This is a genomic window from Atopobacter phocae ATCC BAA-285, from assembly GCF_000526675.1.
In the GTDB taxonomy this organism is placed as follows: Bacteria; Bacillota; Bacilli; order Lactobacillales; family Aerococcaceae; genus Atopobacter; species Atopobacter phocae.
Genome location: NZ_JAGN01000004.1, coordinates 41,169 through 59,825, shown reverse-complemented (window position 1 = coordinate 59,825; position 18,657 = coordinate 41,169). Strand labels below are relative to the sequence as shown.

The 18,657-nt window shown below is 33.8% G+C and carries 26 protein-coding genes; 16 read left to right on the top strand and 10 right to left on the bottom strand.

What is annotated here, in order from left to right:
- Nucleotides 1-204 (top strand): IS3 family transposase (locus tag L866_RS0101590; protein ID WP_025728496.1); only part of this gene is annotated, 204 nt, incomplete at its 5' end.
- A gap of 99 nt (nt 205-303) precedes the next feature.
- Here the strand turns inward: L866_RS0101590 and L866_RS0101585 are convergent.
- Nucleotides 304-957: a helix-turn-helix transcriptional regulator gene (locus L866_RS0101585; protein ID WP_025728494.1), complete on the bottom strand. Its 654-nt coding sequence runs from the start codon at nt 955-957 to the stop codon at nt 304-306.
- A 149-nt stretch (nt 958-1,106) separates the two neighbouring features.
- On the opposite strand from L866_RS0101585, the gene L866_RS0101580 reads away from it, so the two are divergent.
- The 9 genes from L866_RS0101580 (at nt 1,107) to L866_RS0101540 (ending at nt 9,977) form a co-directional block, all read left to right on the top strand.
- On the top strand, nt 1,107-2,141 hold the full coding sequence (locus tag L866_RS0101580; RefSeq protein ID WP_025728492.1) for a PTS sugar transporter subunit IIC: 1,035 nt from the start codon (nt 1,107-1,109) through the stop codon (nt 2,139-2,141).
- Nucleotides 2,142-2,314: 173 nt separating this feature from the next.
- Nucleotides 2,315-2,995 carry a serine dehydratase beta chain gene (locus L866_RS0101575; RefSeq protein ID WP_035445862.1) on the top strand — a complete coding sequence of 227 codons (681 nt, stop codon included), beginning with the start codon at nt 2,315-2,317 and terminating at the stop codon, nt 2,993-2,995.
- Between the two features lie 15 nt (nt 2,996-3,010).
- Nucleotides 3,011-3,907 carry an L-serine ammonia-lyase, iron-sulfur-dependent, subunit alpha gene (sdaAA, locus tag L866_RS0101570; RefSeq protein ID WP_025728488.1) on the top strand — a complete coding sequence of 299 codons (897 nt, stop codon included), beginning with the start codon at nt 3,011-3,013 and terminating at the stop codon, nt 3,905-3,907.
- A gap of 178 nt (nt 3,908-4,085) precedes the next feature.
- On the top strand, nt 4,086-4,859 hold the full coding sequence (locus L866_RS0101565; RefSeq protein ID WP_025728487.1) for a ParA family protein: 774 nt from the start codon (nt 4,086-4,088) through the stop codon (nt 4,857-4,859).
- A complete protein-coding gene (locus L866_RS0101560) occupies nt 4,840-5,817 on the top strand; it encodes a ParB/RepB/Spo0J family partition protein (RefSeq protein ID WP_025728486.1) in 978 nt (325 codons plus the stop codon). Before L866_RS0101565 ends, L866_RS0101560 begins: the two co-directional genes overlap by 20 nt.
- Nucleotides 5,818-5,827: 10 nt before the next feature.
- Complete coding sequence (locus tag L866_RS0101555) at nt 5,828-6,022, top strand: DUF951 domain-containing protein (RefSeq protein ID WP_025728485.1); 195 nt, start codon at nt 5,828-5,830, stop codon at nt 6,020-6,022.
- A gap of 39 nt (nt 6,023-6,061) precedes the next feature.
- The gene (gene ychF, locus L866_RS0101550; protein WP_025728484.1) at nt 6,062-7,162 is read left to right on the top strand and encodes a redox-regulated ATPase YchF; all 1,101 of its coding nucleotides are present in this window, start codon (nt 6,062-6,064) and stop codon (nt 7,160-7,162) included.
- Nucleotides 7,163-7,213: 51 nt separating this feature from the next.
- Entirely contained in the window at nt 7,214-7,966 is a 753-nt protein-coding gene (locus L866_RS0101545) for a DUF1129 domain-containing protein (protein ID WP_025728483.1), read from the top strand.
- Between the two features lie 124 nt (nt 7,967-8,090).
- On the top strand, nt 8,091-9,977 hold the full coding sequence (locus tag L866_RS0101540) for a DUF2207 domain-containing protein (protein ID WP_169729062.1): 1,887 nt from the start codon (nt 8,091-8,093) through the stop codon (nt 9,975-9,977).
- Nucleotides 9,978-10,143: 166 nt separating this feature from the next.
- Here L866_RS0101540 and L866_RS0101535 read toward each other — a convergent pair whose 3' ends face one another.
- Nucleotides 10,144-11,283, bottom strand: a complete 1,140-nt coding sequence (locus L866_RS0101535; RefSeq protein WP_025728479.1) for a site-specific integrase — start codon at nt 11,281-11,283, stop codon at nt 10,144-10,146.
- Nucleotides 11,284-11,537: 254 nt separating this feature from the next.
- Between L866_RS0101535 and L866_RS0101530 the strand changes: the two genes are divergently transcribed.
- Nucleotides 11,538-11,987 carry a hypothetical protein gene (locus tag L866_RS0101530; RefSeq protein ID WP_025728477.1) on the top strand — a complete coding sequence of 150 codons (450 nt, stop codon included), beginning with the start codon at nt 11,538-11,540 and terminating at the stop codon, nt 11,985-11,987.
- Nucleotides 11,988-11,991: 4 nt separating this feature from the next.
- Here L866_RS0101530 and L866_RS0101525 read toward each other — a convergent pair whose 3' ends face one another.
- The 5 genes from L866_RS0101525 to L866_RS0101505 form a co-directional block, all read right to left on the bottom strand.
- The gene (locus L866_RS0101525) at nt 11,992-12,825 is read right to left on the bottom strand and encodes a hypothetical protein (RefSeq protein ID WP_025728475.1); all 834 of its coding nucleotides are present in this window, start codon (nt 12,823-12,825) and stop codon (nt 11,992-11,994) included.
- A 39-nt stretch (nt 12,826-12,864) separates the two neighbouring features.
- Nucleotides 12,865-13,230: a PH domain-containing protein gene (locus L866_RS0101520; protein ID WP_025728473.1), complete on the bottom strand. Its 366-nt coding sequence runs from the start codon at nt 13,228-13,230 to the stop codon at nt 12,865-12,867.
- 256 nt (nt 13,231-13,486) lie between these two features.
- On the bottom strand, nt 13,487-14,299 hold the full coding sequence (locus L866_RS08975; protein WP_025728471.1) for an HIRAN domain-containing protein: 813 nt from the start codon (nt 14,297-14,299) through the stop codon (nt 13,487-13,489).
- Nucleotides 14,300-14,435: 136 nt separating this feature from the next.
- Complete coding sequence (locus L866_RS08970) at nt 14,436-15,428, bottom strand: 3'-5' exonuclease (protein WP_025728468.1); 993 nt, start codon at nt 15,426-15,428, stop codon at nt 14,436-14,438.
- Nucleotides 15,429-15,450: 22 nt separating this feature from the next.
- Nucleotides 15,451-16,119 carry an XRE family transcriptional regulator gene (locus L866_RS0101505; protein WP_025728466.1) on the bottom strand — a complete coding sequence of 223 codons (669 nt, stop codon included), beginning with the start codon at nt 16,117-16,119 and terminating at the stop codon, nt 15,451-15,453.
- A 150-nt stretch (nt 16,120-16,269) separates the two neighbouring features.
- Here L866_RS0101505 and L866_RS0101500 point away from each other — a divergent pair, with 150 nt between their 5' ends.
- Both L866_RS0101500 and L866_RS09545 read left to right on the top strand, forming a co-directional pair.
- On the top strand, nt 16,270-16,491 hold the full coding sequence (locus L866_RS0101500) for a helix-turn-helix transcriptional regulator (protein WP_025728464.1): 222 nt from the start codon (nt 16,270-16,272) through the stop codon (nt 16,489-16,491).
- Nucleotides 16,492-16,517: 26 nt separating this feature from the next.
- Nucleotides 16,518-16,688 (top strand): hypothetical protein, encoded by a 171-nt coding sequence (locus L866_RS09545; RefSeq protein ID WP_169729061.1) that lies wholly within the window; start codon nt 16,518-16,520, stop codon nt 16,686-16,688.
- Here L866_RS09545 and L866_RS0101490 read toward each other — a convergent pair.
- The gene (locus L866_RS0101490) at nt 16,685-16,993 is read right to left on the bottom strand and encodes a hypothetical protein (protein WP_025728462.1); all 309 of its coding nucleotides are present in this window, start codon (nt 16,991-16,993) and stop codon (nt 16,685-16,687) included. The genes L866_RS09545 and L866_RS0101490 overlap by 4 nt on opposite strands.
- Nucleotides 16,994-17,184: 191 nt before the next feature.
- On the opposite strand from L866_RS0101490, the gene L866_RS0101485 reads away from it, so the two are divergent.
- Entirely contained in the window at nt 17,185-17,397 is a 213-nt protein-coding gene (locus L866_RS0101485) for a hypothetical protein (RefSeq protein WP_025728460.1), read from the top strand.
- Here L866_RS0101485 and L866_RS0101480 read toward each other — a convergent pair.
- Both L866_RS0101480 and L866_RS0101475 read right to left on the bottom strand, forming a co-directional pair.
- Nucleotides 17,375-17,695 (bottom strand): hypothetical protein, encoded by a 321-nt coding sequence (locus L866_RS0101480; protein WP_025728458.1) that lies wholly within the window; start codon nt 17,693-17,695, stop codon nt 17,375-17,377. The two genes, L866_RS0101485 and L866_RS0101480, sit on opposite strands and share 23 nt — an antisense overlap.
- A gap of 16 nt (nt 17,696-17,711) precedes the next feature.
- Nucleotides 17,712-17,945, bottom strand: coding sequence for a DUF2188 domain-containing protein (locus tag L866_RS0101475; protein WP_025728456.1), 234 nt, complete (start codon nt 17,943-17,945; stop codon nt 17,712-17,714).
- A gap of 157 nt (nt 17,946-18,102) precedes the next feature.
- On the opposite strand from L866_RS0101475, the gene L866_RS0101470 reads away from it, so the two are divergent.
- Both L866_RS0101470 and L866_RS0101465 read left to right on the top strand, forming a co-directional pair.
- Nucleotides 18,103-18,306 carry a helix-turn-helix transcriptional regulator gene (locus tag L866_RS0101470; protein ID WP_025728454.1) on the top strand — a complete coding sequence of 68 codons (204 nt, stop codon included), beginning with the start codon at nt 18,103-18,105 and terminating at the stop codon, nt 18,304-18,306.
- 1 nt (nt 18,307) lies between these two features.
- Nucleotides 18,308-18,628, top strand: coding sequence for a hypothetical protein (locus L866_RS0101465; RefSeq protein ID WP_025728452.1), 321 nt, complete (start codon nt 18,308-18,310; stop codon nt 18,626-18,628).
- The last annotated feature ends 29 nt before the right edge of the window (nt 18,629-18,657 follow it).

Here is an 18,657-nt window from a genome sequence, read left to right as displayed (position 1 = left end):
CAAGCCATTCAAAGTATGTCACGTGTAGGAAAATGTATCGATAATGGTCCAATGGAAAACTTTTTTGGCATGCTCAAATCAGAATTATATTATTTAAATAAATATGATACATTTGAAAGTTTAACAAAAGATATTGATCAATATATTCATTTCTTTAACACTAAACGAATCACCTTAAAGATGGGGTTAGCCATTCCAGCATAAAAAACACCTATGGATGAAAAACCATAGGTGCATAAAATTTATTTTTTACCTGTCTACTTGACAGGGAGCAGTTCAAATCACTCGCTGATGCCTTTTTACTTATTCACCATTTACTTGCTTTAAGTAACGATAGACGCTTGGTTCGGAAATATTTAAAACATTAGCTACTTCTGTAACGGCTCCTTTGATTTGAAAAATATTTTGATGATTCAAATCCTTAATAATTTCGAGGCGTTGTTTTGGTAAAAGACGAATATTTGGATCTAAATAATGTTCAGGAACTGTTTGACGAATTAATTGTTCAATATTTGGTGCAAAACGTTCGGTATAGTCAAGATCTAATTCATTAGTTGCACCTACCCGATTTGGACTGCCTGCTAAACTAAGAATTTGATTCGCAATCCCTTCATAAGCTTTGATATCAAAATTTACGCACAATAGCCCCAATAGTTGATTATCGTCGTCAGTGATGAACATTGTGCTCGATTTAAATTCACGGCCATTTGGCATAATGCCACGATAACCTGAAATAAAAGGGCTAGTTAAATATTTTTTTTCACGCACCATTTGTAATGCAAAATCGGTTAAAGGAGCATCCATATTACGTTCACTTAATTCCCCGTTGGCAATAGCCCCAATATGACTACCACCATCTGGATCCATAACATGTAAAATTATTTCATAATGGGGACCAAGAATTTGTCCAAAATATTTCACTATTTGAGTATAGTGAGCAAGCATGTCTTTGTTCATTATTTTCACCTCATATATGATTGTAATCGATTACAACATCATTTTCAACATAATAATAATTAATTATCATAATAATAAAATGTTATTGACAACGTTTACATTTTAATTTATGATGAAGCTATCAAAAAAACTTTAGGGGGATTAATCATATGGAAGTCATTACTGGAACGGCAGCCTTGCTAGTGGTATTGAGCTGCTTCACTTTATTCAATTACAAAGCACCTTATGGAACGAAAGCAATGGGCGCTCTTGCCAATGCCGCCTGTGCTAGTTTTTTAGTAGAAGCTTTTCACGCATCATTTTTTGGTGGTGTACTAGGCTTTGATTTCTTACAACAAGTGGGCGATTCAAATGGGTCTTTAGGTGGAGTAGCTGCAGCTATTTTGGTGCCTTTAGCGCTAGGAGTGACCCCAGTATATGCCGTTTTAGTTGGACTAACATGTGCAGGCATGGGGATATTGCCAGGCTTTGTAGCAGGCTATTTAATTTCTTTTGTGTTACTTGAAATGGAGAAAAGATTGCCAGGTGGACTTGATCTTATTTTAATTATTGTTTTTGCAGCGCCTCTTACTCGTTTTATCGCACAATTATCAACGCCTGTTGTGAATGCTACTTTATTACGTATTGGTGAAATTTTAATAACTAGTGCAGATAAAAGCCCAATCGTTATGGGGATTGTATTAGGTGGGGTAATTACAGTAGTAGCAACTGCGCCTCTTTCTTCCATGGCTTTAACTGCAATGATGGGATTAACGGGAGTTCCTATGGCGATTGGTGCGCTATCTGTATTCGGTTCAAGTTTCATGAATTTTGTCTTATTTAAACGTATGAAATTTGGTTCAGATAAAGATACGATTTCAGTAGCAATTGAACCGTTGACTCAAGCTGATTTAATTTCTGCCAATCCAATACCCGTATATATAACGAACTTTGTCGGTGGTGCATTGTGTGGCATAGCTATTTCTTTAATGGGATTAGTTAATCAAACAACCGGAACAGCAACTCCTATTGCAGGCTTCGCAGTAATGTTTGCTTACAATCCAGCAAGTAAAGTATTAATTGCTGCATCGATTTGTATTGTTGCTAGTGTTGCTGCTGGTTTCTTAGGATCAATTGTCTTTAAAAATATGCCAATAAAAACAGCAGATGAATTACGTGGAACTAATGAGTCAAAAGCTGCTTAAATACTAGATAAATACATGCTTAAGAACAGTATTTATCGGTACAACTTGAATAATATGATATAATAATTGATACATCATTTTTCAAGCTACATGATTCCATATTAATCATGTAGTTTGTTATAATGCGATTGAATGATTGCGTTCATTTTTTATAAAAGAAAGAAGGGACGAATATGTCAAAATCCATAAACTATCGGAGTTGTTTCGACATTATCGGACCAATTATGGTAGGACCGTCAAGTTCTCATACAGCTGGTGCTTTACGAATTGCTCTTGCAGCACGTTGTTTATTGCAAGGTACACCAGAGCGAGTAATCTGTCGCTATTATGAGTCATTTGCAGAAACTCATCAAGGTCATGGAACAGATTATGCCATTGTTGGTGGTGTATTAAATTTCAGCACAGAAGATACGCGTGTACCACATGCAATTGAGATTGCTCAAGACCAAGGAATTGATATTCAATTTATTGAACGAAAAAACGAAGAGAGTCCAATTCATCATGAAAATACTGCAGATGTGGAATTAATTAGTGGAGCAGAACGTGTACGTTTAATCGGCGCTTCTGTTGGTGGCGGAACGATTGAGGTACGACATTATGAAGTAGAAGATTTCGTGATTCAACCAACAGGGCCTTTGCCAATTGTTATTGCAATTTCAGAAGATAATAAAAAAATTGAACAAGTGAAACACTTGTTACAAGATCTCGATTTACCAGTTACTCACCGAATTGTGCAAGAAAAGAACCAAAAAGTTTTAACGCACTTTGAACTAAATGCATTCTTAACGAATGAAAAAGAGCAACGATTACGTGAGTTAAAAACAGATGATTTGTCTATATACATCTTAAAGTAAGGAGAGATTATGCGAATGTTTATGTCGATAAAAGAAATTGTGGAAACGAGTCAACAAACGAATAAAAGTTTATCACAATTAATGTTAGAACAAGAAGTTGAAGTGTCCGGAAAAACAGAAGAAGAAGTACTTGAGGGGATGCGACAAAATCTAGTAACGATGGAAAAAGCTGTTGCACGTAGTATTACAGGAGATGGTGTTCATTCGCCCACTGGCTTAACAGGTGGAGATGCTTTAAAAATGCAACGTTACCGCCAAAAAGGTAACACACTCTCAGACGATAAAATGTTAAAAGCTGTTCAAAATGCATTAGGCACCAATGAAGTGAATGCAGCAATGGGTGTGATATGTGCTACACCAACTGCTGGAGCTAGTGGAACAATTCCAGGTGTCTTGTTTTCAGTAGCGGATACTTTAAAACTAGACGAAGATGCTAAAATACGTTTTTTATTGACTAGTGCGCTTTTTGGAATGATTGTGGCTAATAATGCGATGATTGCAGGGGCAGTTGGTGGTTGTCAGGCAGAAGTGGGAAGTGCGAGTGCTATGGCAGCAGCAGCGGCAGTTGAAGCAGCAGGCGGAACACCAGAACAAAGTGCGCATGCTTTTTCAACCGCATTAGGTAATTTGTTAGGTTTAGTTTGTGATCCAGTTGCTGGTTTAGTAGAAGTACCATGTGTGAAAAGAAATGCGATTGGTGCCGGTAATGCGTTAATTGCAGCAGATATGGCATTAGCAGGGATTGAAAACATTATACCGGCTGACGAAACAATTGAAGCAATGCGAAAAATTGGAAAACAGATGCCACGTGAATTACGAGAAACAGGATTAGGTGGTACTGCAGGGACGCCAACAGGTGTTGCGTTAAAAATGCGGATTTTTGGACAAGATGTTTCATTAGAAGAACAATAAACATATTTTAAAAGTAAAATCTATGAAAAGGCTGGTATGATTCCGGTCTTTTTTTCATTATTTGGCTATTAAATTGATAATATCGTAAGATTTTCACGTATCAGGTTAAAAACGCTATAAAGATAGGTCAGATTTTGGTATGATAAAATGGAGAAAATATGTATGTGGAGGGGCTAATGTGGCACGAATTATTGCAATAGCGAACCAAAAAGGTGGCGTTGGGAAAACAACAACTGCTGTAAACTTAAGTGCAGGCTTGGCCTATTTGGGAAAACGTGTATTATTAATTGATAGTGATCCTCAGGGAAATTTAACAAGTGGTCTTGGTGTCAATCATGAAGATGTCCAATATGATTTATATGATGTACTCATTAATGATGTTTCGTTAAAAGAGACTATTGTACCTTCAAGTCGGGAAGGTTTGGATATTGTTCCTGCAAGTATTCAGTTAGCCGGAGCAGAAATCGAATTAACGAATCAGCCCAAAAGAGAGAAACGTTTATTAGAAGCGTTGGAACGTGCGGAATTAGATTACGATTACATCTATATTGATTGCCCACCATCTTTAGGCCATTTGACGATTAATGCATTTACAGCAGCTGAAGCTGTTTTAATACCAGTTCAGGCAGAGTACTTCGCTTTAGAAGGGTTATCGCAATTAATTAATACGATTCAAATGGTTCGAAAATATTATAATGCGAATTTATTACTTGAAGGTGTGCTATTGACGATGTACGATTCTCGCACAAATTTAGGTAATGACGTTCGAAATGAAGTGGAAAAATTCTTTAAAGAAAAAGTATACAAAACAATTATTGCGCGAAATGTCCGATTGTCTGAAGCACCAAGCCATGGTCTATCAATTATTGATTATGATTTACAATCGAAAGGTGGCCAGCTTTATCTGGCATTAGCAAAGGAAGTGGTAGCACATGAAGAATCGAAAGAATAAAGGGTTAGGACGAGGTATTGATGCACTTTTTCATGATTCATTTGATGCAGATGAATCAATAAAAGAGAAGAGTGTAGACAAAAAGCAGAATAAATCAGTATCACAAGGAACAGATAGTCAATCAGTTGATAATCCCATGACGGATTCAACGCACGAACAAGTCATGGAGTTACCACTTGAAGCAATTCGAGCGAATCCATATCAACCACGAATGACATTCGATGAAGATGCACTACAAGAATTATCTGAATCGATTAAAATACAAGGCGTTTTTCAACCCGTGATTGTTCGTCAATCCCAAATTAAAGGGTATGATTTGATTGCTGGAGAAAGACGTGTGCGGGCTAGTCGTTTAGCTGGTAAAGAAACGATACCAGCTATTGTTCGTGCATATGATGATATGGAAATGATTCAAATTGCCATCGTTGAAAATTTACAACGAGAAGATTTGTCAGCCATCGAAGAAGCAAAAGCATATCGCCGATTAATGGATGAGCTTCATTTAACTCAACAAGAAGTTAGTAATAAAGTTGGAAAAAGTCGGTCGTATATTGCCAACTTTGTCCGTTTACTGTCATTACCATTAAAAGCGCAACAAGCACTTGAATCAGGTATAATCACAGTTGGACACGCACGTGCGTTGATTGGCTTGAAAGAGGAAGAGCAAATATTACATACGTTAGAATTAATCATTAAAGAGCATTGGAATGTGCGCCAAACAGAGCAATATTTACAAGCACTTTCCAATCCAGAGGAATCGATAAAAAAAGAACGCACTAAAAAAGAAAAATCACCATTCATTACAGCATACGAAGAGCAGTTAATGGATAAATTTGGAACGAATGTATCCATTGTGGAACAAGCAACGAAACATTCTGGGAAAATTCAAATTGAGTATTTGTCAGAACGAGATTTAGCTCGTATATTAGAATTATTAGAAATTACACTTGATGATTGAGGATGAGATGATGCAATTAAAAGAATATCAATTACATGATCAAGTAGAAATGAAAAAGCCACACGCTTGTCAGACGAACGCTTGGGAAATTGTCCGAATGGGGATGGACATTAAGATAAAGTGTTTAAATTGTGGTCAAATTGTGATGATGCCTCGGCGAGAGTTTAATCGTAAATTGAAACGTGTCACGAAGCAAAATACGTAAATACAAAAAATAATATTAATTGAAGAAAGAGGATAAAAAATGGCATTAACAGCAGGAATCGTAGGACTACCAAATGTTGGGAAATCCACTTTATTTAACGCAATTACAAAAGCAGGAGTAGAAGCAGCGAATTATCCGTTTGCGACGATTGATCCAAACGTAGGAGTTGTTGAAGTACCGGATGATCGATTAAATCATTTAACACAATTAGTACAACCAAAGAAAACTGTACCAACTACTTTTGAATTTACTGATATTGCAGGAATTGTAAAAGGTGCTTCAAAAGGTGAAGGTTTAGGAAATAAATTTTTAAGTCACATTCGAGAAGTTGATGCGATTTGTCATGTTGTTCGTTGTTTTGAAGATGAAAACATTACACATGTTAGTGGAAAAGTTGATCCGATTGATGACATTGAAACAATTAATATGGAGCTTGTTTTTGCTGACTTAGAATCCGTTGAACGTCGTTATAGTCGTGTACATAAGATGGCAAAAGCAAAGGATAAAGAAGCTGTTCAAGAGTTTAAAGTATTAGAAAAAATAAAGCCAGCGTTAGAAGAAGGACGTCCAGTTCGTTCGATGGAATTTTCAGAAGAAGAACAAAAAATTGTACGCAGTTTATTTTTATTGACGGCTAAACCTATTTTGTATATTGCTAATGTTTCCGAAGATGAAGTATCTAAAGGTAGTGACAATCCATTAGTTCAAGTAGTTGAAGCATACGCTGAAAAAGAAGGTGCTGAAGTAGTTGTTATTTGTGCCCGTATTGAAGAAGAGATTGCCGAGTTAGATGAAGATGATAAAGCGATGTTCTTAGATGAAATGGGTATCGAACGTTCTGGGTTAGATGTATTAATCCAAAAAGCTTATCGTTTATTAGGATTAGCAACTTATTTCACTGCAGGTGAAAAAGAAGTGCGAGCATGGACCTTTAAGTTAGGAATGAAAGCTCCAGCAGCAGCGGGTGTTATTCATAGTGATTTTGAAAAAGGGTTTATTCGAGCAGAAACGGTGTCTTATAATGACTTAGTAGAATACGGTGGAATGCAAGCCGCAAAAGAAGCAGGACGCGTTCGCTTAGAAGGAAAAGATTATGTTGTAGAAGATGGCGATGTTATGTTATTCCGCTTCAACGTATAAACTTTTAAATGATCGTGAAAAACATATTACTTAAAATATTAGGAGACGATTATGTTAGATAAAATTAAAGCATTTTTAGAAATCGAATCAACACCCAAAACTGAAGAAACGCCTCATGATATTCGAACTTTAGAAGCAATGGATCATTCGAATGTTGAATTAAAAAAACAATTAACAAAGAAAAATGATCAATACGTTCATCAACTAGAAAAACAATTGAGACACTATGGTGCAAGTGAAGCACGGATTGTTAGCGAATTGCATCACTTATTACCAGAGTTGATTGAATCACAGAAACAAGGGATTACAGCGAAGCACTTATATGGAACAGCTGGAGAATACGCTAATACGCTTGTTCATGGCAAACAATCAAAACATGTAGCAAATGGAGCAGAACGCTCACCAAGTTGGCAACTAGCCATTGATGGTGGATTATTGTTAGGTGGAATGTTTGCTATGATTTCAGGATTCACTTTATTAATGAATCCACAAACAGCTCAAGGAATGGGTTTACTTAGTTTAATTATCAACTATATTTTAGGTGGCTTGATGATGATGGTTTTAATAAAATATGCACCAAACTTAGATGCGCCTAAAGGACAACGTGGTATTCCGCAATATATTATTGCATCTTTTATTACGATGGGTTTGTGGATTAGCTTTATTTCGGTATTTCAAGCGGCTATACCAGCTACTATTAATCCAACCTTGCCGGCAGTTGGGTATATCATTATTGCAGCTGCTAGTTTAGCTGGTAAATATTTCTTTAAACGTCATTACAATGTTACTGGTGGTGCTTTTTAGTGATTCCTAAGCGACGTTTTATAATAGTCGTTCTTCTTTTAATCTTGAAAGATTGTTTTTATCCAAAGCGAATACAATAGATCGTGAGGAAATTATTATGAAAAAGATAAGATGGATACTTTTTTTGAGTGTAATATTTTTTTTGAGTGTCATCCACCATCCAATAGCTATTGAAGCTGTTGATTACGAGATTAATCAGGTGGATATTGACTATCATATTGAGCGGGATGGATCTGCACAAGTAACTGAACGGTATCAGTATGACTTTGATGATGAATATCAAGGATTATTATATCAATACGATTCAACTGGAGTTTTTGAAGCCCCTCGGACATTTGATATACGTGTCGAAAATGAATCAGGCGACATGCAGATAATGAAACAAGATACATCTGAAGTGGATGGAACTTATCAAATGAAAAAAACTTCTAATGGATTGATTGCATTTAAAATATTTTCACCTGGAGAACAGGATCGTAAAACATTACAAATTCAGTATCGAGTACCCCATTTGATAACAAGCTATTTAGATATAGCTGAGCTTAATTATCGAGTAATTGGTGAACAATGGGATCATCCATTAAATAATGTGCGCGTACATATTCATCTTCCAGAACCTGTAAGTGATGATCAATTAAAGGCTTGGGCACATGGGGATTATGCTGGTTGGATTCAAATTGAGGAGAATCGGAAGGTGGTGACACTGGGGATTGATGTTAACCCTGAACAAACGTTTATGGAAGCTCATGTTATTTTTCCAACCGCATTGGTACCAAATAATATTAATCAAGTAAAAGAGAAGAAGTTGGACGATATTTTAAGGCAGGAACGAGCATTAGCACAAAAAAGAGAAGATGATTTGAAACAAACTGAAAAAATAACAAATATAATGCGATGGGTGGCTTTAGGTACTGGAATAATCAGTGTAATTGGCACCGGGATTATTAGTATAAAATCTCATATGAAATATCAAAGGATGATGGAACATGGTGGTCATGTACCGAATCATCTTTATGAGCTACCTAACCAATTGGCGCCTGCTATTGTCAATCAAGCAGTATATTTGGAAGATGTATCCAGTCAAGTTGTCTCGGCAACGATGTTAGATTTGATTCGACGGAAACATGTAACAATCGAAGTGATAGAATCTAAAAAAAGTGTTATTAAGCATCGAGCAATGCCGCAAATAACTTTTTATCGAGTGCCTTCTGTAGATTCAGATCAACTATCGTATTCAGAACAATATTTTTTGAACTGGATGTTTGAAAAAATTGGACAAAATAATCAACTAAAGAAAAAAGAATTAGATCATTATGCTAAAAAGAATAGTTCTCAATTCCTATCATCTTTAAAAAAATATGAAGGCTATTTGAAAAAAGAAGCGCATCGTCTTGATTATGGAGAGAAAAAGAAACGTGCAGGCTTATTTGCATTAGGTATATTACAAATACAAATAGGTTTGGGTATTATAATATTCAGTCTATTTACTAGTGATGTTCCGATGACTCTCTCTTGGTTAAGGTTCATGGTGCCTTTAATAGGGACAATATCTACTGGTCTTGGTTTTTATAGTTTGTACATTGCTAGTAAATACCCTATTTCATATACAGATAAAGGCGCACGAGCACGCAAAGAATGGGATGCATTTAAACAAATGCTCCATGATATCGCGCATTTGGAGCGCGCCCGGACACAATCGATTATTATGTGGGAACACTATTTAGTATTTGGTGTATTATTCAATGAAGCAGATACTGTTATTAAAGAAATGACTACTTATTTTCCACCGAATGTTTTGGCAACAGGAAATGTATCGCAATATTATGGTCATTCAATGATGCAACATTATTTATTACATCAGATGATTAATCAAAGTGTTGGACAAGCAGTTACAACATCTCAAACCGTTCAAACAAATAAAAATGCGACTAACTTCTCCGGTAGTGGTGGTGGATTTGGTGGCGGAACTAGTTTTGGCGGTGGAGGCGGCGGTGGAGGCGGAGCCTTCTAATTAAATAGAAACAAAAAATGGATGGAGCGTTTGCCCATCCATTTTTTTGTTTTGAATTAGCCAATTGAATAAGTTGGGTAGTGTATTTTTGGTAACCCTTTAAAACCAATAAAAATAAACGTTTTTTCGATAAAAGAAACATTTTGAATACGCAAATGAATACGTCTTAACCATTTGATACAAACGCAATAAATTGATTAACTGTTTTTTCTTTTCCGTCCGTTGTTACGTGAGCATATGTATCCATTGTTGTTTTGATATCCTTGTGACCTAGTCTGTCTTGCACTTCTTTGATAGATGCACCTGCTTCTAGCAAAAGAGAGGCGTGTGTATGCCTGAGCGAATGGGGCGTTATCCTTTTTATGTTCATTTCGTTCGTCATTCGATCTAACAAATCATTAACAATCCTTCTGCAAACAAACGAGTTATTTCTGTTAGCAAACAACAGCTGTTCTTGTCCTTTGTGTTTTTGTCCGCGACTAAAAAGTATCTCCATTTGTTTTATTTTCCATTTCTTTAACAAATCTATTGTTTCTTTATCGATAGCAATCGTTCGAATTCCAGCTTTAGTTTTAGGTTCGGAAATATAATATCCAACTCTATCTTTAGCAACATTTCTTTCTATTTTGATTAAATTGTTATTTAAATCAACATCTTTCCACATTAATGCTGCCGCTTCGTTTTTTCGCATGCCTGTAAACGCAATTAAATGTATCATTATTTTGTTTTGAGTACTAAGTGATGATTTGTGTAAATCGTAAATAAATTTATTAAATTCTTTTCTGTCCATAAAAGGCACAGTATAGTCCGTTTTTAATTTTGGTGGTCTAACAGCTAATTTAAAAGGATTTGATTTTATATATCCAAGTCTGATTGCGTGGTCCATTACTTTTGAGGCAATCCCAACCGGCCTATAACCGTTCGTCATTTTATCATACATATTCACAACAAACTTTTGACAATCATCCACTGTTATTTTGTCAACGTATTTACCCTTAAAATAAAGTAAGACATGATTGTTAGAATCTCTCTCGTAATTTATAATAGAACTGGGTTTAAGTTTCTTTTTATGCAACTCAAACCATTTTCCAAGCACCACCTCAAATTTCACTTGCTTGGGTTTGTTGTCAAACCCTTGTGTTTCAATTTCGTGGAGGAGACGTGCTTCGGCTAATTTGGCTTCACGTTCTGTTTTAAATCCACGACGAGTCGTGCGACGTTGTTTCCCAGTTTGTGGGTCAACACCTAAATAGGTTTGGAATAAATAACGTTTTTCGCCGTTTTTTAATTCATATTGTTTTATCATTTTTAATCTTTCCTCTCTACGTGCGCCAACACAAAAGAGGGTTTCCCCACTCGACAGAGTGGGGTTTTTTGTTTTTTAGAATATTTAACTAGTAAAAGATCATATAAAAAGTGTATAATGTATATAAAGATAACTTGTGAAGGATGAACGCTGGGTCCCATAATGGGGTAGGTACATTTGTGCTGAGCATTCCTATGTGCCTGGGGTTATCTTTTTTAACGATTTAAATATTACTATATAGGGAGGGATAATCAATGGATTCTTTTAGTGCTTTAAGAGAAGAAATATATGAACACTTTAATTTGTATATCTATTTAATTTTGCCCACCATTGTTATCTCTCTTTATTTTACGGCAACTAAATTATTAGAAATAAATCTATTTAATTTGGAATTAGTTGATAAGCATACTCTTGAAATATCGTCAATTTTGTTTGGAACATTATTTACTATTTTAGGACTGTATGTTACATTACCTGACAATCAATCGCGAAAGCTAATGAAACATTATGGCTATGATAAAATAATTTCCAGAACTTTAGTAATAGGAATATTGAGTTCGTTATTATTAATTGTTTTATCTATTACAAATCTGGATTCCATTCAACGACTGTATTTACTACTAATTGCAATCACAGAAACATTTATTCTGATTTATTATTTTTATAATGTTACTTTGTTTGTTATGTCAGATCCTGGCGAATAAAAAGTTAATAGTCTTGCAAGTGTTTTTTTAATGTGTCTTCTATAATGTTAGCGTTTCTAATATCATCTGAAGAAAGTGTTATATCTATTTTTTTAGCTATGCTTTTTTCGATAATGTTATAAGTTTCTTCTTCAGTCGAAATCGATAAGCTCTCATAGTCTTCTATTGTATTATTTTCATTAAATACAATATCTTTATAATTAACTGGAGCATTAGGCTTGAATTTAAGCTCAACGGTAGCGCTTCTTAAATCATCTTGCCTTATGTGTTCTAGTTTTTTTCTGCTTAAAAATCTATTAGTATATAACTTATCTGAAGAATATGTGACTTTTATTTTTGTAATACTCTGATTTTTGTTTATTTTTTCTTCAATCTTTTCATCCAAATGAATTACAACTTGTACATCATCGTACGCAGAACTCAGACGAAAATGAGCATTTAGGAATGTAGCGCAATTTCTTGCAAACCCTGTTACATTCGAATTATTTAATACGGTCATGCGATTATTCTCGATATCGAGATAAAAATATGTGTACCTTTCAACCCAATCTGATGAAATCCCTACGTCAAAGTCTTTAGAGTTTCTTGACCTAGTGAATGCAGTATCACCTGGTCTTTCTAGACGACCGTAACTAACAAAAATATGATTTTCACTGATGTTTAAAATTTCAAAAATAGACATTGTTGATTTATCAACATATCGACGCTCTGATTTCATTGCTATTTCATCGTTTATAAATCTTTTCACTGAATTTGTTAAATTTTTTCCCTCACCAAATAGCTTCATTTGATTTGACTCTTTTAAAATTAAATCGTAATAGAGTAATGTTCTTCTCACCTAAACACCTCCTTATCAAATTATCAAATTTCGTTCTAATTATAAACAAGCTCTAGCTAAAATACCTTCAAATTGTCTCACATCAACTTGTCTACCAAGCTTTATTTTTATGTTCCCAGCTCTTGTCCAAAGTTCAACTTCAGAATTAAGATCTAAGGTTCCAGCATTTTCAGTTGACCACATGTTTACTGATTGGTATGGAAGACTGTATATTTCTTTTTTCTTTCCAGTTATACCTTGAGAATCTATTACGATAATTCTTTTATTGGTAAACGATGCCGTATCGCGTAAAGTTTTGTATGATGAAACAACAAGTTCATCTTCTAATAATAAATCCTTAATGATTTTTGGTGTTTCTATTTCTTCTAAAAACGTCCAAGTTAGTTTGCTTGATAATTCGTTCATTATAATTCCTCCTTTGCTTTATACATTTTTACTTATTCATCATATAATTATTCATTAACATACCAACAAAATTGACGCCCCGATTGAGAGAGTAGGGTTTTTGTTTTAACTATTGGGAAATTCACAATAGTTGGTTTTCTTTTGAAGTAAAACAGCATATACTTCAAAATAAATGACTGTAGTGAAGTGAAAACGTGGTTTGCTTCGTTATTATTTAAAAGTTTATTTCAATTAGAATGTCTCAATCAGTACACCTTTAAATTAATTCGTTCTTTTGTTTCATCATTTTTTCATAGAATTCTTTACTAAAATGACCTTGTTTATAACCTTTTTCAATCTCGTTATATAGATTTAATAATTCTTCTTTTCCGTCTACGTTTTTAAAAGTGTCTCTTATTGCGATATCCATTTTTAAACCGTAGTTATTTTTAGTGGTAACAACTTTGTCCTTACTGTAATCATACTCTTTATAAGGACCGCCGACGAGTTCAGTTATTCCTGATAATTCGTATCTTTCATTTAGTAAATGCTGGATTTCTTTAGCTATCTCTTTCGGAACGTAACCAACGTGCATATTGTCAATAAAAACTGCGATAGCATTTTTATCATGTGGGTTGTCCGGCTCACTTTCTAAACGGAATTTTCTTGTATATCCAGTGTGTTTATATATTTTCCCACCGTCTTCTTCAATCTCTTTATTAGTCATGCCTTCAAATGCGCTAAAGCTAGTCTCTTCAATAATCTTTTTAACAACTTCATTAAAGTGTTCACTAAAGGTTGTACCTTTAACGTAGAACGATTTTTTATAAACAATAAATTGTTCAAGGTATTCACTTCTTTTTATATCAGATTCATACTGTGATAGAGATTCTTCCATTGCTAGTAAATCTCTTTCTATCAAACTTAATTGTTCTTTCACTGATTTTGTTTTAAAAAATTTTTTATTTAATTTTGATTGTAGTTGTTTAGCAACTTCTTTTTGACTAGAAACAATCTGATATGTTTCTTCATCGTATACTAAAAAATACTTCTGAAAAAAATCAGGTTTATAGTGTACATAGTTATCCATTATTTATCCTCCTTAAATCATAACTTTTCCTATTATATATAAATCGTCTTTTTCATCCGCATAAAAATCTGGATATAACCGTTCCCCATTTTCGTCGTGATCATTTAACTATCTTGGCGGATGAGAAAGTGTGACTTTATCCAATTAATTTGCTATATCGTTCAATTAATTTTTCGTGTGTTACTCCGTTTGGGCCTCCATATATCTCACAAAAAGAAAAATATCTTTCTAAAATTTTAATTTCACTTCGCTTATCTTTTTCTTTTCTGTACAAAATAGCCAGTTGTTCATAATACCATGGTGCAGGGCCAGTTTGTTCAAAACGAGATTCAGCTTCTACAGCATCAACTAAATTCAATAATAAATCGATAGCGTTTTTGTTTTCTTTATTTCTTTTCATTTCTTTAATGGTTTCTACATAATGTGTATAATGCTCGCCATCGTAATTACCTGGTTTATTATCCTCAATTTTTTTTAGATAATAATATAGATCTCCAGTAACTCTACAATCTTCTAATGCATTGTGTGATTGAGCTTCTATGTTTAAATATTCTTTTAAAGTGGTTAACTTATGATTTTTTGTATCATGAATTAATTTTCTTGCCAATATTAAGGTATCAATAACTTCAAAGTTTTCATGTTTAATTTGATAGTTTTCAAAATTTTCAAGTAAAAATTTCATGTCAAAATCAGCGTTGTGTGCTACTAATGTTTCGCCTTGAATGAATGAATATAAATCTTCAAGATGATCTGAAATTGGTAGAGCGCTTTCTAACATTTTATTAGTAATTCCAGTTAATTTTTCGATTTTAGGGCTAACATTTCCAGATGGTTTAACTAGCCTATCGAAAGTATCAACAATGATACCATCTTGGTATTTGATAGCTCCAATTTGAATAATCTCATCATTTATTGGACTCAAACCAGTAGTTTCAAAGTCAATTACTGTTATATTATTTTTGAATTTATTTACTTTAATATAATTATAAGCGATTCTTGATCTGGTACGCCTAACTTCAATTTGATTTTGTTTATTTTTATAGTCACTCTTTAAAGAATTGTCTTTTTTCAATTTATCATGTGTTATTTTAATTGCATTTTCAATGAAAGCTTTCAAGTCAAAGTTCATTTCAACTATCTCCAATCCCAAATTATAAAATCACTTTCCCTAAAATGTTAAAATCGTCTGATTCTTTGATAATAAGATCTTCGTATTTATTATTTAACGATTGTAAACGGACATCGCCATTAATTCTAAACTTCTTCAGTGTAATACCACCATTTACTGCAAAAACGCCTATTTCTCCATTTTCCAAAGTAGGTTGCGGTTTGTATTCCACAATATCTCCATCATAGAAAACTGGTTCCATGCTATCGCCATTGACAAGTAAATTGACTGTAACGGCACCTAAAAGCGGTATCGGTTGTTCTCCCTCGATTGGAATACCTGCAGCGGTTTGCCCAACAACGTATATTCCTTTAGTTTCTTCAAGTTGTTGCTGTTCAAGTTGGTGTTCAGCGAAATTATAAACTGTTTCTTGACGTGTTTGTTCAAGTTGGTTGTATATGTACATTATGTCTAATTCGTTATTCTTTTCTGTGTTTGGAAAAAACTCATTTATTGAGACGTTAAAAACATCAGCTAGTTTAAAAAGAGTATCCTGTAATGGTGCTCTAAACCCTTTTTCATAATTTGCTATTGCAGAGTTGCTTACTCCAACTTTTTCCCCTAATTCCTGTTGAGTCATATTGAGTTCTTTCCTATATTTTCTAATTATATTACCCGAATAAACAGCTAATTCTCTTTCTATATTTTTCATAATCTCACCCCTTTCAAGTTTTAATCTATTTATATAATATCATAGAAAAATGTTGTTTCCAATAAATAATTCACGAAAAGTGAAATTAAATGTTGACATATATTCACGTACCGTGTAATATATAGATAGAGCTTAAGGGGAGGTGATATCTTGCAGTGGAATCTAATCAAATTAAGAAGAAATAACAAAGAGACCCAAGGTGACTTAGCGAACTTATTGCAAATTAGTGAATCTGGATATAGAAATAAGGAATTGGGTAAATCACAATTCAAGCAAAATGAAATGTTTTTGTTAGCTGAACACTTTGGGAAATCAGTTGATGATATTTTTTTACCAACTGACTTCACGGTACGAAAACATGAGATTGTTTAATTAGAAAGGGTGAGAGGGTGAAGAAAATGAACGCTAAGCAGAAGTTAAAAATCGCATCGGGAATTGTTAGTTTATTAGTTCATCATAATTTATCAGCTTTAGAAGTGATTGAAGTTTTAAAAGAAGCAGAGAAAACATTTTTAGAAAGAAGTTGGCATATTGCATCGGAAAAGCAACACGCCAACAATAAAATCTAAATATTTATGATAGTTGTTATTGAGTTTGTCGTTAATATCAAGGGTTTGTTCTGTTCATTAATTTCGTTTCTGTAAACAAACGGGTGGTTACGGTAGGTTAACTCGTCTTTTTCATCATTTCGTTCGATGATAATGAATTTGTTTTCAACCATTTCATTTAAAATTTCCGGGTAAGTTTTTTGCCAAGTGTATCCACTGTTTGTTAATCGTTTTTCAAAGGCATTGTTTGAAAAAGAAATTTTATCGAACCCGTCAATTAAAATTTCAGACCCGTCATTAATACAGATAACTTGAGTGACTTCCATATATTTTCACCTCCTTTAAGGTGATTATATCACAGGAAAGTGAATGACAATGAATAAATCAGAAAGGAACACTCACATGAAGAATATAAGTAAAAATCTCTTCCTACTGTATATTGGCGTAATAATAGGAAGAGAAAGTTATAAACGAAAAATTGAAGTGAAATTTAAACCAAAAATAAGGAGAACTTAATATGACAAATCAAGAATTTATGAAAGAAATTGACAAGTTAATCGAACAAAGAACAGACGGTTTTTTGAATGAATCTCAAACATTTAAAGAAGCATTAAAAAAAGCCAAGTCCTCTCGTTTATCTTTCTCTTACGGAGAACTCGGCCAATCGATTGATTCAGCTGTTTACGACAAAATAGTTGATTTATCTGTTAGTCAATCAATTCGATTCTAATAACAGCTTTAGAAGAGTAAACAACATGTTTTTCTTCTTCTATATAAAAGTATGGGTAATTTTCAAGCAATTCAGTAATAGAAGGTAATATACCCGCATCTTTATGAATATCTAACTTTAACAACGGATATTCAGAAGCAGAAAGTGGAAACATATGTTGCATTTTAAAAGTTTCTTTTTTGCTACCGTAATCAGCATCGTTTTTTAAAAAACGTAACCCAAAAATATTGCTATTAACAGTTAATACAAGTGTGCTGTTATCACTGAATATTAATTTTGCAGAATTAATATATATCAACCTCTTTCTTTTTTATTTAATGTTCTTTATCTCTTGGAGGGCAAGGATCGTTTCCATAAGAATCTTTAGACCGGATTCTTCCATTACGTCCATGAGTTACTAACTCTGCCCTTTGATTGCGAGCAATACCTCGAGCAAAATCTTCTGCTTCTTTTTGAGTAGGAAATAACTTTGTAGGTTTTTTATTACCCGCTCCAATTACTTGCCAATTACCCGTTGGATGAGGTGTCACGTGTTGATTTTTACCCATACTGTCACCGCCTTTCGTTGTAGTCACATCGCTCAGTTGGTATGGGTCGATATGCTATTAGAAGTATAGCTCAATTAAGATTAATATTCAAGTTTAAATACATCATATAGTTGATAAATAGAATGATTAACACCATATATAGTGTTGGGAGGGTATTATGAACAAATTTAAAAGGTTAGTAAATGAGTCGGGAATGTCTCTTTACGCTTTAGCTAAAAAAGCAAACGTTGCAAATCAAGATGTTTATAAATACGCAAAAGGAGTTAATAAAAACCCCTCATTAGAAACGGGATTCAAATTAGCTGATGCACTTGGAATTGATATTAATGAATTAAGAAACGCATTTGGAAAGGATGATTAACATGCAACTCACAATCAACGTGGACGATTTAGAGCGTTTAACAATTAAAGACGCTAATAACGTCACGTATCACATATTAAAGGAGAACACATTCAATCATTTAATTAAACAAACGCAAGACTTAATGAGTCAATTACAAGACTTTAAAAATCCTTTTTTGACTCAAAATCAAGTAAAAAAAGAGTTTAAAACGAGTGACCAAAGAATTAGACAGTTAGTCTTGATGGGATTGCCACAGTATCCGGAAGGTCAGAGCATTTTTTACAAACGAAAAGAAGTTATTGAGTATTTAGAAAAGTATTTAGAAAGAAACAAAATATAAAAATGTGCGCCAACACAAAAAGGAGAAAA

Excerpts from the sequence above, each read along its gene's own strand:
- L866_RS0101535 (WP_025728479.1), bottom strand. The coding sequence starts at position 11,283 with ATGATAAAACAATATGAATTAAAAAACGGCGAAAAACGTTATTTATTC.
- L866_RS0101545 (WP_025728483.1), top strand. The coding sequence starts at position 7,214 with ATGTTAGATAAAATTAAAGCATTTTTAGAAATCGAATCAACACCCAAA.
- L866_RS0101505 (WP_025728466.1), bottom strand. The coding sequence starts at position 16,119 with ATGAAAAATATAGAAAGAGAATTAGCTGTTTATTCGGGTAATATAATT.
- sdaAA (WP_025728488.1), top strand. The coding sequence starts at position 3,011 with ATGTTTATGTCGATAAAAGAAATTGTGGAAACGAGTCAACAAACGAAT.
- L866_RS0101580 (WP_025728492.1), top strand. The coding sequence starts at position 1,107 with ATGGAAGTCATTACTGGAACGGCAGCCTTGCTAGTGGTATTGAGCTGC.
- L866_RS0101530 (WP_025728477.1), top strand. The coding sequence starts at position 11,538 with ATGGATTCTTTTAGTGCTTTAAGAGAAGAAATATATGAACACTTTAAT.
- L866_RS0101560 (WP_025728486.1), top strand. The coding sequence starts at position 4,840 with ATGAAGAATCGAAAGAATAAAGGGTTAGGACGAGGTATTGATGCACTT.
- L866_RS0101475 (WP_025728456.1), bottom strand. The coding sequence starts at position 17,945 with ATGGGTAAAAATCAACACGTGACACCTCATCCAACGGGTAATTGGCAA.
- L866_RS0101575 (WP_035445862.1), top strand. The coding sequence starts at position 2,315 with ATGTCAAAATCCATAAACTATCGGAGTTGTTTCGACATTATCGGACCA.
- L866_RS08970 (WP_025728468.1), bottom strand. The coding sequence starts at position 15,428 with ATGAACTTTGACTTGAAAGCTTTCATTGAAAATGCAATTAAAATAACA.
- L866_RS0101520 (WP_025728473.1), bottom strand. The coding sequence starts at position 13,230 with ATGAACGAATTATCAAGCAAACTAACTTGGACGTTTTTAGAAGAAATA.
- L866_RS0101585 (WP_025728494.1), bottom strand. The coding sequence starts at position 957 with ATGAACAAAGACATGCTTGCTCACTATACTCAAATAGTGAAATATTTT.
- ychF (WP_025728484.1), top strand. The coding sequence starts at position 6,062 with ATGGCATTAACAGCAGGAATCGTAGGACTACCAAATGTTGGGAAATCC.
- L866_RS0101555 (WP_025728485.1), top strand. The coding sequence starts at position 5,828 with ATGCAATTAAAAGAATATCAATTACATGATCAAGTAGAAATGAAAAAG.
- L866_RS0101465 (WP_025728452.1), top strand. The coding sequence starts at position 18,308 with ATGCAACTCACAATCAACGTGGACGATTTAGAGCGTTTAACAATTAAA.
- L866_RS0101470 (WP_025728454.1), top strand. The coding sequence starts at position 18,103 with ATGAACAAATTTAAAAGGTTAGTAAATGAGTCGGGAATGTCTCTTTAC.
- L866_RS0101490 (WP_025728462.1), bottom strand. The coding sequence starts at position 16,993 with ATGGAAGTCACTCAAGTTATCTGTATTAATGACGGGTCTGAAATTTTA.
- L866_RS0101485 (WP_025728460.1), top strand. The coding sequence starts at position 17,185 with ATGACAAATCAAGAATTTATGAAAGAAATTGACAAGTTAATCGAACAA.
- L866_RS09545 (WP_169729061.1), top strand. The coding sequence starts at position 16,518 with ATGAACGCTAAGCAGAAGTTAAAAATCGCATCGGGAATTGTTAGTTTA.
- L866_RS08975 (WP_025728471.1), bottom strand. The coding sequence starts at position 14,299 with ATGGATAACTATGTACACTATAAACCTGATTTTTTTCAGAAGTATTTT.